Genomic DNA, 16739 nt, shown 5'->3' on the forward strand with positions numbered 1-16739 from the left:
CATGCCCATCGCCCCGGCCCTGCTGGAGGACTGGCTCCGCGAGCGGTACTTCACCACCACCTACGACATCAGCAGCAGCGGCGTCGAGAACTACACCGTCGACCAGGTGCTCGCCCTGGCCGGGACCACCGCCGCCTCCCTCGGCGGGATCATGTTCCGCGACAGCCACTCGCTGGGCGGGGAGCCGCTGCGCGCGGCCCTCGCCGAGCGGTACGACACCGACCCCGGCTCGGTGATCGCCACGCAGGGCTCCAGCGAGGCCATCTACCTGGTCATGCACGCCCTGCTGAAGGCCGGCGACGAGGTCGTGGTGCAGACCCCCGCCTACCACGCACTGGTCGAGGTGGCCGCCTCGCTGGGCTGCCGGCTCGTGCCCTGGGCGATGCGCACCGAGGACGGCGTGGTGACCAACGAGGACGAACTCCTCTCCCTGATCACCCCGGACACCGCCATGGTCGTGGTCAACTTCCCGCACAACCCGACCGGCGCCACCGTCACCGAGGACCAGCAGGCCGCGATCATCGAGACCTGCGCCCGCCACGACACCTGGCTCGCCTGGGACAACGCCTTCCAGCACCTGGTGTACGACCGCCGGCCGCTGCCCGACCCGACCGCCCGCTACCCCCGGGCGATCTCCTTCGGCACCCTCTCCAAGGCGTACGGACTCCCGGGCCTGCGGGTCGGCTGGGCCCTGGCCGCGCCCGAGGTCCTGGCGGGCTGTGTGCGCCGTCGCGACTACACCAGCCTGGCCCTGTCGCCGCTCGTCGAAGCCGTGGCCACGCACGCCGTCCGGCACGCCGACGCACTGATGCGCCCCCGCCTCGCCCAGGCCACCGCCAACCGGGCCGTGCTGGCCGACTGGCTGGCGGTGCACCGCGACCGGGTGTCCGCCGACCTCCCGGCCGGCGGGGTCACCGCCTTCCCCGAGCTGACCACCGTGGCCGACGTGAGCGCCTTCGCCGACCGGCTCGACCGTGAGCACGGCGTGCTGGTCGTACCCGGCGCCTGTTTCGGCGCACCGCGGCACATCCGACTCGGCTTCGGCGGACCCGCCGACGAGCTGACGGCCGGGCTCGACCGGCTCGCCGCGCTGCTGCCCGACCCGCGCTGAGCACCCCGCGCCCCGCCCCCGCGCCCCGCACTCCGCAGACCCGATTCCCGAGGTGATCCACCCCATGCACGCCCTCACACTCGACCCCGTCGACGCCGACGCGATCAGCGTCCTGCTCGACGAACTCGCCGAGCGGCACGACAGCGTCGAGGACCAGGCGCTCCAGGACGAACTGACCCTCCAGTCACACCGGTTGCCGCTCGCACTGCGCCGCTTCCTGACCGACTTCCGACTGCACGAGCCGGCCGGAGCCTGCGTGGTCTCCGGCTACCGCGTCGACCAGGACCGCATCGGCGCCACCCCCGCGCACTGGCAGCACCGCACCGGGGTCTCCCCGGCGCTGCGCGAGGAGATCTTCCTGCTGCTGTGCGGGGCGCTGCTCGGCGAGCCGGTCGCCTGGGCCACCCAGCAGGACGGCTACCTGGTGCACGACGTCCTGCCGGTCAAGGGCCACGAGGACGAGCAGATCGGCACCGGCAGCAACCAGACCATCTTCTGGCACGTCGAGGACGCCTTCCACCCCTACCGGGGCGACTACGTGGGCCTGCTCTGCCTGCGCAACCCGGACCGGGTGCCGACCACCTTCGTCGGGGTCCAGGACCTGGAGATCTCCGCCGAGGACCGGCGGGTGCTGGCCGAACCGCGCTTCTACATGCTGCCCGACAACTCGCACCTGCAGATGCTCGACGCCGGCCCCGGTCGCCCCCTGGAGGGCGGCACGCGGCTGCTGGACGCGGCCTACGAGCGCCTGAAGCAGATGCGCGACGACGCGGCGCCGGTCCCCGTGCTGTTCGGCTCGGAGACCGACCCGTACCTGTGCCTGGACCCGTACTTCATGGACCTGGACCGGCTGGACCCGCAGGCCCGCGGCGCCCTCCAGCGGCTCTCCGACGAGATCGACCGCCGCCTCGGCGGCGCGGCGCTCGCCACCGGCGAGATCGTCTTCGTCGACAACTACCGCGCGGTGCACGGACGCAGCTCCTTCGCGGCCCGCTTCGACGGCACCGACCGCTGGCTCAAGCGGGTCAACGTCGCCCGCGACCTGCGCAGGTCCCGCGACGCGCGGGCCACCGCCGCCTCCCGCGTCCTGTTCTGACCGGGACCCGCCGGCCCCGTCCGCCGCCGACAGCACCGCGCACACACCCACGGCCCTAGGGCCTCAGGGCCCAACAGACCTTCTCCGGGGAGAGAACCGTGAGCACCACCCAGATCGCCGCCGACGCCACCACCGCCGACACCGCCCGCCGCATCGCCGAGCTGTCGCCCGAGCTGCGGGCCCGGCTGGAGGCCCGTCTGCGCGAGCGGTCGGCCGGCCGCGCGGCCGCACCCACCGGTGTGCCGCGCCGCCCCGAAGGGGCGCCGGCGCCGCTCTCCCTCACCCAGGAGCAGATCTGGCTGGCCCAGCAGCTCGCCCCGCGATCGGCCGCGTACAACGTGCCGATGGCGCTGACCTGCACCGGCCTCCTCGACGTCGAACGCCTCGCCCGCGCCTTCCGCACGGTGATCGACCGGCACGAGGTGCTGCGCACCACCTTCGCCCCCGGCGCCGACGGCCTGCCCGTCCAACACGTGCACCGGGAGGCCGGGTTCGTACTCCCGGTGACGGACCTGCGGGCCCTGGCGGCGGACGAGCGGGCGGCGCGGGTGCGCGCCCGGCTCACCGAGGAGGCGAACACCCCCTTCGACCTGGCGGCCGGACCGCTGCTGCGGGCCGCACTGCTGCGCACCGGCGAGCAGGAGCACGTCCTCCTCCTGACGATCCACCACATCGCAGCGGACGCCTGGTCGGTGGACGTGCTCCTCGCCGAGGCCGGGGCGGCCTACCGGCTGGCGGACGCGGCCGCCGCGGCGCTGCCCCCGCTGCCCGTGCAGTACGCCGACTTCGCCACCTGGCAGCGAGGCCGCCTCGACGGAGCCGCCCACCAGGAGAGCCTCGGCTACTGGCGGCAGCGGCTCGCCGGCCTGACGGACACCCCGCCGCGCGCCACCACCACCGGCCGCCCCGAGGGCGCCGCCGCGGCCGGCACGCACACCCTGGAGCTGCCCGCCGAGATCGCGACCGGCCTGCGCGACCTGGCCGCCCGGCACCGCACCACCCTCTTCACGGTGTCCCTGGCGGCCCTCCAGGTCCTCCTGCACCGGTACGGCGGCGGCGCCGACCCGGTGATCGCCACTCCGGTCGGCGGGCGCGGGCGCAGCGAACTGGAAGGTCTGATCGGCTGCTTCGTCAACACCCTGCTGCTGCGCGGCGACCTCTCCGGCCGGCCGACCTTCGCCGCGGTGCTGGACCGGGCCACCGAAGCCACCCGACGCGACTTCCAGCACCAGGAAGTGCCCTTCGAGCAGCTGGCCGCCGAGCTGCGCGCCGGCTCGCCGGACGGACTGGCGCGCACCATGCTCGTACTCGACCAGGGCGCCCCGCAGGCCGCCCCGGACACCGCCCACGCCGGTGAACTGGTCCTGCGCCCGCTGGACGGGACCGGCCCCGCCGACGCCAAGCGGGACCTGACCTTCACCGTCTCGGAGACCGGCGACACCCTGACGCTGACCCTCGTCCACCGCGCCGACCGCTACGAGGAGCGCTCCGCCCGGCGGCTGCTGGCCCACTACGCCACCCTGCTGCGCGAGGTCTGCGCCGACCCGCACCGCCCGGTCGCCCACCTCCCGCTGCTGGCCGAGGACGAGCGCACGCTGCTGCTCGACACCTGGAACGCCACCGCCCTCGACGTGCCCGCCGGGACCTTCCACGGACGCTTCGCCGAACAGGCCGCCCGCACCCCGCACGCCGTCGCGGTGGTCGGCGCCGACGCCACCCACACCTACCGCGAACTGGACCGGCTGGCCAACCGCCTCGCCCACCACCTGAGCGGCCTCGGCGTCAGCGCAGAGACCCCCGTCGGCATCTGCCTCGAACGCGGCGCCTGGACGGTCGTCGCCCTGCTCGCCGTGCTCAAGGCGGGCGGCTGCTACGTCCCGGTCGACCCGGCCCAGCCGCAGGAGCGGATGGCGATGATGCTCGCCGACACCGCCGCACCCGTGGTGATCACCCGGCGCGCCCTCGCCGACCGGCTCCCGAAGGGCGTGCGCGCGGTCGCGGTGGAGGAACTGGCCCTCGACGCGGCCCCCGACACCGCCCCCGCGGTGGCCGTCGACCCCGGCCAGGCCGCCTACGTGCTCTTCACCTCCGGCTCCACCGGACGGCCCAAGGGCGTGGTGGTCGAGCACCGCCAGGTGCTCAACTACCACACCGCGGTCGGGTCCGCGCTGGGCCTGGAGCCCGCCGGATACGCGATGGTCCAGCCCTTCACCTTCGACTCCTGCGTCACGGTCCTGGCCTCCGCGCTCCTGGGCGGCGGCACGCTGCACATGGTGGACGCCGACACTGCCTCGGACGGCCGGCTGCTGGCCGCCTACTTCGCCGAGCACGCGATCGACTACCTCAAGATCAGCCCCTCCCACCTCGCGGCCCTGGAGGGTCCGGGCGGCGCCCACCGGGTCCTGCCCCGCCGCGGCCTGATCCTCGGCGGCGAGGGCTCGACCAGCGCCTTCGTCGGCGACCTGCTGGAGCGGGCCGAGTGCGCGGTCCTCAACCACTACGGGCCCACCGAGACCACGGTCGGCGTGACCACCCACCGCCCGCGCGCCGCCGAACTCGTCGGCACCCCGACCGTGCCGATCGGCCGGCCGCTGGGCAACGTCCGGGCGTACGTACTGGACGAGCGGGGCGAGCCGGTCCCGGTCGGCGTGCCCGGCGAGCTCTTCATCGGCGGCGCCCAGGTCACCCGCGGCTACCTGGGCCGCCCGGGCCTGACCGCCGAGCGGTTCGTGCCCGATCCGGCCGGCGCCCCCGGCGCCCGGATGTACCGCACCGGCGACCTGACCCGCCGACTGCCGGAAGGCGAGATCGAGTTCCTGGGCCGCCTGGACGACCAGGTCAAGATCCGCGGCTTCCGGATCGAGCTGGGCGAGGTGGAGGCGGCGCTGGCCGCCCTGGCGCCGGTGGCCGCGTCGGCCGCGGTGGTCCGCGAGGACCGACCGGGGGACCGCCAGCTCGTCGGATACGTCGTCCCGCAGCCCGGCGTCGACCTCGAACCGGCGTCCCTGCGCAGCGAGTTGTCGAAGGCGCTGCCCGGCTACATGGTGCCGTCCGCGTTGGTCGTCCTCGACGCACTGCCGCTCACCGCGCACAACAAGCTGGACCGCCGCGCCCTGCCCGCCCCCGCACACCAGGAGGCCGCCGCCGGGCGTCCCCCGCGCGACGAGCGCGAGGCCGCCCTGTGCCGGATCTTCGCCGAGGTGCTGGGCACCGAGCGCGAGCCGGGCATCGACGAGAGCTTCTTCGACATCGGCGGGCACTCGCTGCTGGCGATGCGGCTGGTGGCCTCGGTGCGGAGCGAGTTGGGCGCGGAGGTGGGTGTCCGTGACGTGTTCGAGGCGCCGACGGTGGCCCTGCTGGCCGAGCTGATCGCCGGGACCGGCCCCGCCACCGCCCTGGCGCCCCTCGTCCGGGCGGAGCGCCCGGAGGTCCTGCCGCTCTCCTTCGCCCAGCGTCGACTCCGCTTCCTCAACACCATGGAGGGCGACACCAGCGCCTACGCGATGCCGGTGGTGTTGCGGTTGGCGCAGGCGGTGGACGCGGTGGCGTTGCAGGCCGCCCTGGACGATGTGGTGGAGCGGCACGAGACCTTGCGGACGGTGTTCCCGGAGTCGGGTGGTGAGCCGTGCCAGGTGGTGTTGCCGGCGGCCGCCGCTCTGGTGCCCTTGGAAGTGGTGGCGACGGACGAGGCGGGCGCGCGGGAGCGGATCGCCCAGCTGTCGGCGCGGCCCTTCGACCTGTCGTCCGAACTCCCCGTGCGTGCGGCGCTGTTCGTGCTGGCTCCGCAGGAGCACCTGTTGGCGGTGGTCCTGCACCACATCGCGGGTGACGGGCTGTCGATGCGTCCGCTGACGCAGGACCTGACCTTCGCGTACGCGGCCCGGGTGCGGGGCGAGGTGCCGGGGTGGTCGCCGTTGCCGGTGCAGTACGCGGACTTCGCGCTGTGGCAGCACCACCAGCTGGGGGATCCGGATGTCCCGGGCACGGTGCTGCACGAGCAGTTGGCGTACTGGGAGGCGGAGTTGGCGGGGCTGCCGGAGGAGATCGCGCTTCCGGTGGACCGTTCGCGGCCGGTGCGTCCCTCGCATCGGGCGCGGGTGCACTCCGGATTCGTGGACGGTGTGGTGCACGGGCGGCTGGCGGCGCGTGCGCGGGGCGAGCGGGCGACCGTGTTCCACGCGGTGCACGCGGCTCTGGCGGTGTTGCTGACGCGCAACGGCGCGGGGACGGACCTGCCGATCGGTACGCCGACGGCCGGGCGCGGACACCGCGAGGTGGACGGTCTGATCGGGTTCTTCGTGAACACGCTGGTGCTGCGCACGGACACGAGCGGCAATCCGTCACTGGGCGAGCTGGTGGGGCGGGCGCGCGAGGTGAACCTCGGGGCGCTCTCGCACCAGGACCTGCCCTTCGAGCGGCTGGTCGAGGCCCTGAACCCGGCGCGCGCCCCGCACCGGCACCCCCTCTTCCAAACCGTCCTCACCTTCAACAGCGCGACGGACGACACGGTCGCGGACTCCGTCGAGCAGGCCGGGTTCGAGAGCGCGGCGAAGTTCGACCTGTCGTTCACCGTGACCGAGCACCACGACGCCGAGGGCGCTGCGGCCGGTCTGACGGTGGCCATCGAGTACGCGACCGACCTCTTCGAGCCGACCACCATCGCCCGGCTGGCGGAGCAGTTCCAGCGCATCCTGCGCGCCGCCGCCGAGCACCCCGACACCCGCCTCCACGACGTCGACCTGCTGGGCGAGGAGGGCCGCGCCGAACTGTCCGCCCTGGCCACCGGAGACGTGCACCCGCTGTCCGCCGCCGCCCTGCCGGAGCTGTTCGCCGCCCAGGTCGCCCGGACCCCCGACGCCACCGCCGTCGTCAGCGCGAGCGGCACCCTCAGCTACGCCCGGCTCGACGCCGCCGCCGACCGGCTGGCCCGCCACCTGACCGCCCTCGGGGCGGGAGCGGAGCGCCGGGTCGCCCTGCTCCTGGAGCGCTCGGCGGAGCTCGTGGTCAGCACGCTCGCCGTGGTGCGGGCGGGCAGCGCGTACGTACCGCTGTCCGAGAGCTGGCCCGACGAGCGGATGGCCTTCGTGCTCGCGGACACCGGCGCCGACCTGCTGCTCGTGGACGCGGCCACCCGCGAGCTGCCCTTCGTACGCGCCCTGGCAGCGGCCGGGATGCGGGTCGTGGACGTCAGTGCCCCGCTGCCGGACGCCCCCGCCCGTCCCGTCCCCGCCGTCCAGCCCGAGCGCCTCGCCTACGTCATGTACACCTCCGGATCCACCGGCACCCCCAAGGGCGTCGCCGTCACCCACGCGGACGTCGCCGCGCTGGCCGCCGACCGCTGGTGGCAGCGGCACGGCCACCACGAGCGGGTGCTGTTCCACTCCCCGCAGGCCTTCGACGCCTCCACCTACGAGATGTGGGTGCCGCTGCTGAGCGGCGGGCAGGTCGTGGTCGCGCCCGCCGGTGAACTGGACGCCGAGCGGATCGGGCGACTGGTCGCCGAGCACCGGGTCACGGCGCTCTGGCTCACCGCGGGCCTCTTCCGGCTGCTCGCCGAGGACGCACCGCAGAGTCTGGCCGGCGTGCGCGAGGTGATGACCGGAGGCGACGTGGTCCCGGCCGCCGCCGTGCGCCGCGTGCTCGCCGTCCACCCGGGGCTGCGGGTGGTCGACGGCTACGGCCCGACCGAGACCACCGTCTTCGCCACCCGGCACTCCATCACCGCCGGGGACCCGCTCGGCGCCACCGTGCCGATCGGCCGACCGCTGGACAACATGCGGGTCCAGGTGCTGGACCCGACCCTGCGGCAGGCACCGCCCGGCGCGCCGGGCGAGCTGTACATCGCCGGCGCCGGACTCGCCCGCGGCTATCTGGGGCGTCCGGGGTTGACGGCGGAGCGGTTCCTGCCGGACCCCTTCGGCGAGCCGGGTGCGCGCATGTACCGCACGGGTGACCTGGGGCGTTGGCAGGCCGACGAGCGGGGCGAGGGGCGGCTGGAGTTCCTGGGCCGTACCGACGACCAGATCAAGCTGCGCGGTTTCCGGATCGAACCGGCGGAGATCGAGGCCCACTTCACGGGCCGGGGCGACATCGCGCAGGCGGCGGTGCTGCTGCGCGAGGACAACCCGGGCGATCAGCGCCTGGTCGCCTACCTCGTCCCCACCGCCGTCCCCGCCACCGATTCGGGTGCGGTGCCGGATCCGGCCGAGCTGCGCGCGTACGCCGCCGCACACCTGCCGGCCTACCTGGTGCCCTCCGCCGTGGTCCTGCTGGACACGCTTCCGCTCACTCCCAACGGCAAGCTCGACCGCCGCGCCCTGCCCGCCCCCACCACGACCACCAACACCACCACCAGGGCTCCGCGCACCCCGCAAGAGGAAGTCCTCTGCGGCCTCTTCGCCACCACCCTCGCCGTCGACCACGTCGGCATCGACGACAACTTCTTCGACCTCGGAGGCCACTCCCTGCTGGCGATGCGGTTGGTGGCGGCGGTGCGGGGCGAGTTCGGGGCCGAGGTGGGTGTCCGCGACGTGTTCGAGGCGCCGACGGTGGCCCGGCTGGCCGAGCTGATCGGTGACGCCGACGCCGCCACCGCGCTGCCGCCGCTGGCACGCGTCGAGCCCCGCCCGGAAACCGTCCCGCTCTCCTACGCACAGGCCCGGCTCTGGTTCCTCAACCGGATGGAGGAGACCGAGCGGGCCTCGTACAACATCCCGGTGGTGCTGCGGTTGGCGCAGGCGGTGGACGCGGTGGCGTTGCAGGCCGCGCTGGACGACGTGGTGGAGCGCCACGAGACCCTGCGGACGGTGTTCCCGGAGTCGGGTGGCGAGCCGTGCCAGGTGGTGTTGCCGGCGGGTGCGGGCCTGGTGCCGTTGGACGTGGTGGTGACGGACGAGGCGGGTGCTCAGGGGCGGATCGCGGAGCTTTCGGCGCGGCCGTTCGACCTGTCGAGCGAGCTCCCGATGCGTGCGGCGTTGTTCGTGCTGGGTGCGCGGGAGCACGTGTTGGTGGTGGTGCTGCACCACATCGCGGGTGACGGGTTGTCGATGGGTCCGTTGACCCGGGACGTGACGGACGCGTATCGGGCCCGGGTGCGGGGTGAGGCGCCGGGGTGGTCGCCGTTGCCGGTGCAGTACGCGGACTTCGCGCTGTGGCAGCACCGCCACCTGGGGGATCCGCAGGTGCCGGGTACGGTACTGAACGAGCAGTTGGCCTTCTGGAGCGGTGAGTTGGCGGGGCTGCCGGAGGAGATCGCGCTTCCGGTGGATCGTTCGCGGCCGGCGCGTCCCTCGCTCCGGGCACGGGTGCACACCGGTTTCACGGATCGCGCGGTGCACGAGAGGCTGGCGGCGCACGCGCGGGGCGAGCGGGCGACCGTGTTCCACGCGGTGCACGCGGCTCTGGCGGTGTTGTTGACGCGCAATGGCGCGGGTGTGGACGTGCCGATCGGTACGCCGACGGCGGGACGCGGACACCGTGATCTGGACGGTCTGATCGGGTTCTTCGTGAACACGCTGGTGTTGCGCACGGACACGAGCGGCAATCCGACGCACACCGAGTTGGTGGGGCGCACGCGTGAGGTGAACCTCGCGGCGCTCTCGCACCAGGACCTGCCCTTCGAGCGGCTGGTCGAGGCCCTGAACCCGGGCCGTGCCCCGCACCGGCACCCCCTTTTCCAGACCGTCCTCACCTTCAACAGCGCCACCGGGACCGCCGACGACCAGGGCGAGAGCGACGTCGCGTCCGAGGGCGCGGCCAAGTTCGACCTGTCGTTCACCGTGACCGAGCACCACGACGCCGAGGGCGCCGCGGCCGGTCTGACGGTGACCATCGAGTACGCGACCGACCTCTTCGAGCCCACCACCATCGCCCGGCTGGCGGAGCAGTTCCAGCGCATCCTGCGCGCCGCCGCCGAACACCCCGACACCCGCCTCCACGACATCGACCTGCTCGCCGAGCACGAGCGCCGGGCCCTCTTCACCGACTGGAACGGCCCGGCGCGCGCCCTTCCCGGCCGCACCCTGCCGGAGCTGTTCGCCGCCCAGGTCGCCCGCACCCCCGACGCCACCGCCGTCGTCTGCGAGAGCGGCACCCTCAGCTACGCCCAGCTCGACACCGCCGCCAACCGCCTGGCCCGCCACCTCGTGGCCCGGGGGGCGGGCCCGGAGCGCCTGGTCGCGCTGGCCGTGCCGCGCTCGGTGGAGACCCTGGTCTCCGTACTGGCGGTGCTCAAGTCCGGGGCGGCGTACCTGCCGATCGACCTCACCCACCCCGGCGAGCGGATCGCCTACACCCTGGCCGACGCCCGGCCGCTGTGCGTCCTCACCACCGTCGGGGCGGCCGGACAACTGCCCGTCACCGAGCACCCGCTGCTGCTGCTCGACGCGCCGGACACGGCCGCCGCGCTGGCCGCCCTGCCCGCGCACGACCTCACGGACGACGACCGGTCCGCTCCGCTGTCGCTGCGCAACCCGGCCTACGTGATCTACACCTCGGGCTCCACCGGACGCCCCAAGGGCGTCGTGGTCGAGCACCACTCCCTGGACGCCTACCTCGCCTGGGCCCGTGAGGCGTACGCCGGCGTCGCCGGCCGGGCCCTGGTCCACTCGCCGGTCTCCTTCGACCTCACCGTGACCGGCCTGTTCGCCCCGCTGACCAGCGGGGGCGCCGTACAGCTCATCGAGCTGGACGAGCGCGCGGCCACGGCGGGGGAGTGGGAGCGCCCGACCTTCGTCAAGGCCACGCCGAGCCACCTGGCCCTGCTGACCGCACTGCCCGAGCGCTTCTCGCCCAGCGAGCAGCTCGTGCTCGGCGGGGAATCGCTGATGGGAGAGGTGCTGGACGAGTGGCGGCGCCACCACCCCGGCGCCACCGTGATCAACGAGTACGGTCCGACCGAGACCACGGTCGGCTGCACCGAGTTCCGCATCGAGCCCGGTGACACCGCGCCCTCCGGCGTGATCACCATCGGGCGGCCGATCTGGAACACCCGGATGTACGTGCTGGACGAGTCCTTCCGGGCGCTTCCGGTCGGGGTCGGCGGCGAGCTCTTCATCGCCGGCGACCTGGTGACCCGCGGCTATCTGGGGCGTCCGGGGTTGACGGCGGAGCGGTTCCTGCCGGACCCCTTCGGTGAGCCGGGCGGGCGGATGTACCGCACGGGTGACCTGGGGCGTTGGCAGGCCGACGAGCGGGGCGAGGGGCGGCTGGAGTTCCTGGGCCGTACCGACGACCAGATCAAGCTGCGCGGTTTCCGGATCGAACCGGCGGAGATCGAGGCCCACTTCACGGGCCGCGGGGACATCGCGCAGGCGGCGGTGCTGCTGCGCGAGGACAACCCGGGCGATCAGCGCCTGGTCGCCTACCTCGTCCCCACCGCCGTCCCCGCCACCGATTCGGGTGCGGTGCCGGACGCGGCGGAGCTGCGCGCGTACGCCGCCGCGCACCTGCCCGCTTACCTGGTGCCCTCCGCCGTGGTCCTGCTGGACACGCTTCCGCTCACTCCCAACGGCAAGCTCGACCGCCGCGCCCTGCCCGCCCCCACCACGACCACCAACACCACCACCAGGGCTCCGCGCACCCCGCAAGAGGAAGTCCTCTGCGGCCTCTTCGCCACCACCCTCGCCGTCGACCACGTCGGCATCGACGACAACTTCTTCGACCTCGGCGGCCACTCCCTGCTCGCCGCCCGACTCACCGCCCGGGTCCGTGAGGAACTCGGTGTCGAGATCGGCCTGCGGGCCCTCTTCGAGACCCCCACCGTGGCCCTGCTGGCCGAGCGGATCGGCGCCGACGGCGGCGCCGGATCCTCCGACGGCCTGGGGCAGATGCTGGCGCTGCGCTCCGGCGGCACCCGCGCCCCGCTCTTCGCCGTGCACCCCGGCGGCGGCCTCGGCTGGTGCTACTCGGGCCTGGCCCGCCACCTGGACCGCGACCGGCCGCTCTTCGCCCTCCAGGCCCGCGGTCTCGACGGTACGTGCGAACTGCCCGGCTCCGTACCGGAGATGGCGGCCGACTACCTGCGCCTGATCCGCGAGGTCCAGCCGGTGGGCCCGTACCACCTGCTCGGCTGGTCCTTCGGCGGCACGGTCGCGCACGAGCTGGCACGCCAACTGCAGGAGGCGGGCGAGGAGGTCGCGCTGCTGGCGATGCTCGACTCGCACCCGACGGGCCGCTTCCGGCACGCCGGCCGCCCCAGCGCCAAGGAGATCCTCTCCCTCGCGCTGGACGGACTCGACCTCGACGAGCTGGATGCTCTCGCCACCACCGCCCCGGCGGACGGTGAGGAGGCCCTGGGCGACGGTCTGCCCGGCGCCACGGCCGTGCTGGAGCTGCTGCGGGAGCGCGGCAGCGTGCTGGGCGGCCTGGACCCGGCGGCGCTGGGTCGGCTGGTGCGGGTGACGGCCAACAACATCGCGCTGGCCCAGGGCGAGCAGCCGGGCCGCTACCGGGGTCCCGTGCTCTTCTTCGAAGCCCTGCCGGGCCGGGGCGCCGATGGCACCCCGCTGGCCGAGCTGTGGGACGCGCACGTGGACGGCCCGGTGGAGAACCACCCGCTGGACATCCCGCACAGCCGCTTCACCACCCCCGAGGCACTCGCCCAGATCGGCCCGGTCCTCGCCGCCCACCTGCGCTGACCGGCCGCCCCGAGGGTGACGCGTCCGGTGTCCGGTGTCCGGTGTCCGGTGTCCCGAGCACCGGCGCCGGGTGCGCCACCCCGCCCCGCCCCGCCGCGCCGCGCCCGACCGCATGCCGCCCGGCGCCCTGCCCGGCCCCGGGTCGTCCCGCCAGGCCCCGTCCCACTTCGCCATGCCCTGCTTTGTCCTGCCCGGACGCGACTTCCCCCGCCCGGTCCTCTGTACCGCCCCCGCCCGGCCCCATGACGTCCCGTCCCGCCGCGGCCTCCGAACGGAGCTCACCCGTGCCCCTGACCCTGACCCTGTCCCTCGCCCCGCCCCTGGTGGGCCTGCCATGACCACCTTCGCGCTCGTCTGGGCGGGCCGCCTGGTCACCGCACTCGGATCCAGCATCTCCGGCTTCGCCCTCGGCCTGTGGATCTATCAACAGACCGGCTCCGTCACCCAGTTCGCCACCGGGTTGTTGCTCGCCTTCGCCCCGGGGATGCTGGCCGCCCCGGTCGCCGGGGTACTGGTGGACCGGCACCGGCGCCGCATCGTGCTGCTCTGCGCCGACGCGGTGGCCATGCTCGGAGCGGTGGCCCTGTTCGCCGCCCAGGCGACCGGGCACCTCGCCGTCTGGCAGGTGTACGCGGTCATCGTCGTCGAATCCTGTTGTGCGGCCTTCCAATGGCCGGCGCTCGCCGCCGCCGTCACCGGCATGGTCCGGCCCGAACAACGCGGCCGGGCCAGCGCGATGACCCAAACCGCCCTGGCCGGAGCTCAGTTGTTGGGTCCGATGCTCGCCGCCGTACTCCTCGGCGCGGGCGGGCTCCGTGCCGTCCTGGTGGTCGACGTCATCTCGTTCGCACTGGGCGTGCTCACCCTGTTGGTCGCACGCTTCCCCGAACCGCCAGGCGCACCGAAACGCGCCGGCCCGAGCGAGCAAGGCCCGGGCTGGCGTGCGGAGTTGACCGAAGGGCGTCGGCTGCTCACCAGTCAACCCGGATTGAAGTACCTGCTCCGCCTGGTCACGGTCCTCAACGCGGCCGAGGCCACCGCCACCGCCCTGCTGCTCCCCCTGGTCCTGGCGGCCACCCCCGAGGCGGACCAGAACGCCGCGGTGGCCATGGTCAGCACCGCCGGCGGGCTCGGCCTCGCGATCAGCAGCATCGCCATGTCCATCTGGGGAACCCCGCGCCGCCCGTTGGCCTGGGTCACGGCGGCCACCCTCGTGAGCGGCCTCGCGGTGCTCCAGGCCGGGTTCTTCCCGCGCCCGGTCCCGTTGGCGGCGGCAGCCTTCACCTTCTTCCTCGGCCTACCGGTGGTCAGTAGCTGTGCGCAGGTGCTCTGGCAGTCCGCGGTGGCTGCCGAGGCCCAGGGGCGGGTCTTCGCCCTGCGCCGCATGTTCACCCAAGGCGGCATCTTGCTGGGCTACTTGGTGGCCGGACCGCTCGCCTCGCAGGTGTTCGGCCCGTTGGTGGACCCCGGCGGGCCGCTCGCCGCCACCCTGGGCCGGCTGCTCGGCTCGACCCGCGACCGCGGCAGCGCCCTGCTCCTCTGCTGTACCGGACTGATCCTGGCCGTCACCGCCCTGATCGGGCGACGCCACACCATCACCGCCCTGCCGGCGCCACCGGACGAGGGGGCGGCGCCCACCGGGGCGGCGTCAGCCGCGCGGGGCCCGTCACCCGCGGAACCGGACGGCGCGCCGGACGGGGTCGGGCCCCCGGTGGCCACGGGCCCTCCGGCCCGCCCCTGAGCGCCTGCGCACCGCACCCTCCGCCCCGTCCTGACGGCCCCATCGGCCTAGGCTCGGGGGTCACCGGTCTTGCTCCATCGATCCTCCCTCATCGATCCTCCTCCACCGATCTCCCTCCCACCGATCCGGAGTCACTGTGATCTTCCGCCCCACCCACGCGTCCGACCTCGACCGCCTCCTCCCGCTCATCGTCACGGACGCGGCGGGCGGGATGACCGCCGACACGTACACGACCCGGCTCACCGCGGGGGAGTACCGCCCCGAGTGGACCTGGGTGGCCGAAGACGGTGCGGGCGGCGCACCGCTCGCCCTCGCGGTGTGGTGGGGCGGCCCGGACGACGCCCTGCCGAACGCCCTGGACGGCCTCTTCGTCGACCGGTCGACCGGGTCCGCCACCGAACACACCTCACTGGCGGCCGAGTTGCTCGCGGCCGGGCACGCGGCCTACGCCGCCTCCGGTGCGGACGCCGCGCCCGACTACCACCTCTCTCTCCCCGGTGACTGGCGCGAACGGCCCGATGTGGTCGAGGCCGTGACCTGGCGGCGGGAAGCGGCCCGCCGCGCGGGGCTCCCGGTGTCGCTGGAGCGGCTGCGCTACGAATGGACGCCGCAGTTCGGTCTTCCGGAGCCCCGCGGGCGCCTGGTCTTCGCCGCCGAGCCCGACGACGAGGTCTTCGTCGACCTGTTCCGTCGGGTCCTGACGGACAGTCTGGACACGGACTCCACCAAGGAGGCCGAGAGCATGGGCGCGGAGGCCCAGGCCCGTGGGGACGTCGAGTTCTACCGCGACACCATGCCGGGGGACCGCTCCTGGTGGCGGGTCGCCCGTACGCCCGAGGGCGAGCCCGTCGGCTTCGGCCTCCCCTCCCGCAACCACGCCTTTCCGGTGGTCGGATACCTGGGCGTGGTCCCCGAACACCGGGGTCGCGGGTACGCCGACGAGATCCTCGCCGAGATCACCCGGATCCTGGTGGTCGAGACCGCTCCGGAGAAGGTGCGCGCCGACACCGACCTGACCAACGTGCCGATGGCCGCGGCCTTCGAGCGGGTGGGCTACCGCAACGACGCCCGCCGTCTGGTGCTGTCCGCGCACTGAGACGCGGGCCCGGCCACCGCCGTGCGAGCGGGTGGCCGAGATCGTGCGTCTATCCGGTGAATATCCTCCCTCGCTTCCATGGGCCCCGTGAAGAACGCCGTGGAGAGGGACGACCGAAGATGAGCACCGAAGAGTTGACCGCCGACCGGCCCGCGGCCCATGCCGCCGCCGTGACCGAAGCCGAGGCCCGGGCCGCCTTCCTGTCCCGGGCCGGCGGCCCGGCGGTCGGCGCGCGCACGGTGCTGGAGCGGGCTCCGGAACTGTTGCCCGGCGTGGTCGACGCCGCCACCACGGACATCGAGGCGGTACTGGGCCACCTCGCCGCCCGCGCGGCGACGCACCCGGCGGCCGCCGGCCCCGCCGGGTCCGCGGAACCCACGGCCTGGGGCCTCGATCTGGCCACGGGCGGGCTGCGCAGGGTGCGCGTCGCCGGGTCCGGCTCCCCGGTGGGCGTCGCGGCGGGCCTGACCTGGGTGGGCGCGCTCGAAGAGGGTCTCGCCCAGCACTGCGCGGCCCTCCTCGCGCGCCGCCTGGAAGCACCCGGGACCCGGGTGCCCCGGTTGCGCCTGGGCGGCGGGGGAGTCGAGGTGCCCCGGGCGCTGCTGCGCGACGTGCACGCCGAGGGGGAGCCCGTCGCGCACGACCTGACCGAACTGCTCTCCCTGCCCGCCTGCGCCGTCGCGCTCGCCCCGCGCCCCGGGGGCGACGGCCGCGAGGGCGAGTGCGAGACCGTCATCGCCACGGGCGCGACCCTGGCCGAGGCGGCCCGCGGCGCGGTGGAGCGCGCGCTGTCGCGCCGCCGGGCCCACGAGGCCGGCCGCCCGGTCCCGCGGGCCTTCCCCGCCGTCGGCCGGGAGCGCGAGAGCGACGCCCCCGGCCCGGCCCCCTGCGCCCAGTGGTCCCGCCCGCTGGACGCCCTGCACTCCGAGGGCCACAGCCCGGTCGCGGTGCTGCTGGACCACGACGCCCGGGTGAACGAGGTACTGCCGTACCTGGTCCGGATCGTGCTGTCGGCGAAGTAGCACCGCCGGCGCCGGCCGGACCGCGGCCCGCGCGGC

General features: G+C 74.5%; 6 protein-coding genes. All 6 read left to right on the forward strand.

The features are described from left to right. The first annotated feature begins 1 nt into the window (after window position 1). The 6 genes from vioD (at window position 2) to ACIBEA_RS00955 (ending at window position 16703) form a co-directional block, all read left to right on the forward strand. Window positions 2-1111, forward strand: a complete 1110-nt coding sequence (vioD, locus tag ACIBEA_RS00930) for a capreomycidine synthase (RefSeq protein WP_399256497.1) — start codon at window positions 2-4, stop codon at window positions 1109-1111. A 64-nt stretch (window positions 1112-1175) separates the two neighbouring features. Beyond that, on the forward strand, window positions 1176-2207 hold the full coding sequence (gene gntD / locus ACIBEA_RS00935) for a guanitoxin biosynthesis L-enduracididine beta-hydroxylase GntD (protein ID WP_399256499.1): 1032 nt from the start codon (window positions 1176-1178) through the stop codon (window positions 2205-2207). 98 nt (window positions 2208-2305) lie between these two features. Beyond that, on the forward strand, window positions 2306-12844 hold the full coding sequence (locus ACIBEA_RS00940; protein WP_399256501.1) for an amino acid adenylation domain-containing protein: 10539 nt from the start codon (window positions 2306-2308) through the stop codon (window positions 12842-12844). A gap of 334 nt (window positions 12845-13178) precedes the next feature. Then, window positions 13179-14585 (forward strand): MFS transporter, encoded by a 1407-nt coding sequence (locus tag ACIBEA_RS00945; protein WP_399256503.1) that lies wholly within the window; start codon window positions 13179-13181, stop codon window positions 14583-14585. 136 nt (window positions 14586-14721) lie between these two features. Next, window positions 14722-15681 carry a GNAT family N-acetyltransferase gene (locus ACIBEA_RS00950; protein ID WP_399256505.1) on the forward strand — a complete coding sequence of 320 codons (960 nt, stop codon included), beginning with the start codon at window positions 14722-14724 and terminating at the stop codon, window positions 15679-15681. 119 nt (window positions 15682-15800) lie between these two features. Beyond that, window positions 15801-16703 carry a hypothetical protein gene (locus ACIBEA_RS00955; RefSeq protein WP_399256507.1) on the forward strand — a complete coding sequence of 301 codons (903 nt, stop codon included), beginning with the start codon at window positions 15801-15803 and terminating at the stop codon, window positions 16701-16703. The last annotated feature ends 36 nt before the right edge of the window (window positions 16704-16739 follow it).

It is taken from the genome of Streptomyces sp. NPDC051555 (assembly GCF_044454405.1).
Lineage (GTDB): Bacteria > Actinomycetota > Actinomycetes > Streptomycetales > Streptomycetaceae > Streptomyces.

Coding starts and splice junctions, on each gene's coding strand:
- vioD (WP_399256497.1), top strand. CDS start 2: ATGCCCATCGCCCCGGCCCTGCTGGAGGACTGGCTCCGCGAGCGGTAC.
- gntD (WP_399256499.1), top strand. CDS start 1,176: ATGCACGCCCTCACACTCGACCCCGTCGACGCCGACGCGATCAGCGTC.
- ACIBEA_RS00945 (WP_399256503.1), top strand. CDS start 13,179: ATGACCACCTTCGCGCTCGTCTGGGCGGGCCGCCTGGTCACCGCACTC.
- ACIBEA_RS00955 (WP_399256507.1), top strand. CDS start 15,801: ATGAGCACCGAAGAGTTGACCGCCGACCGGCCCGCGGCCCATGCCGCC.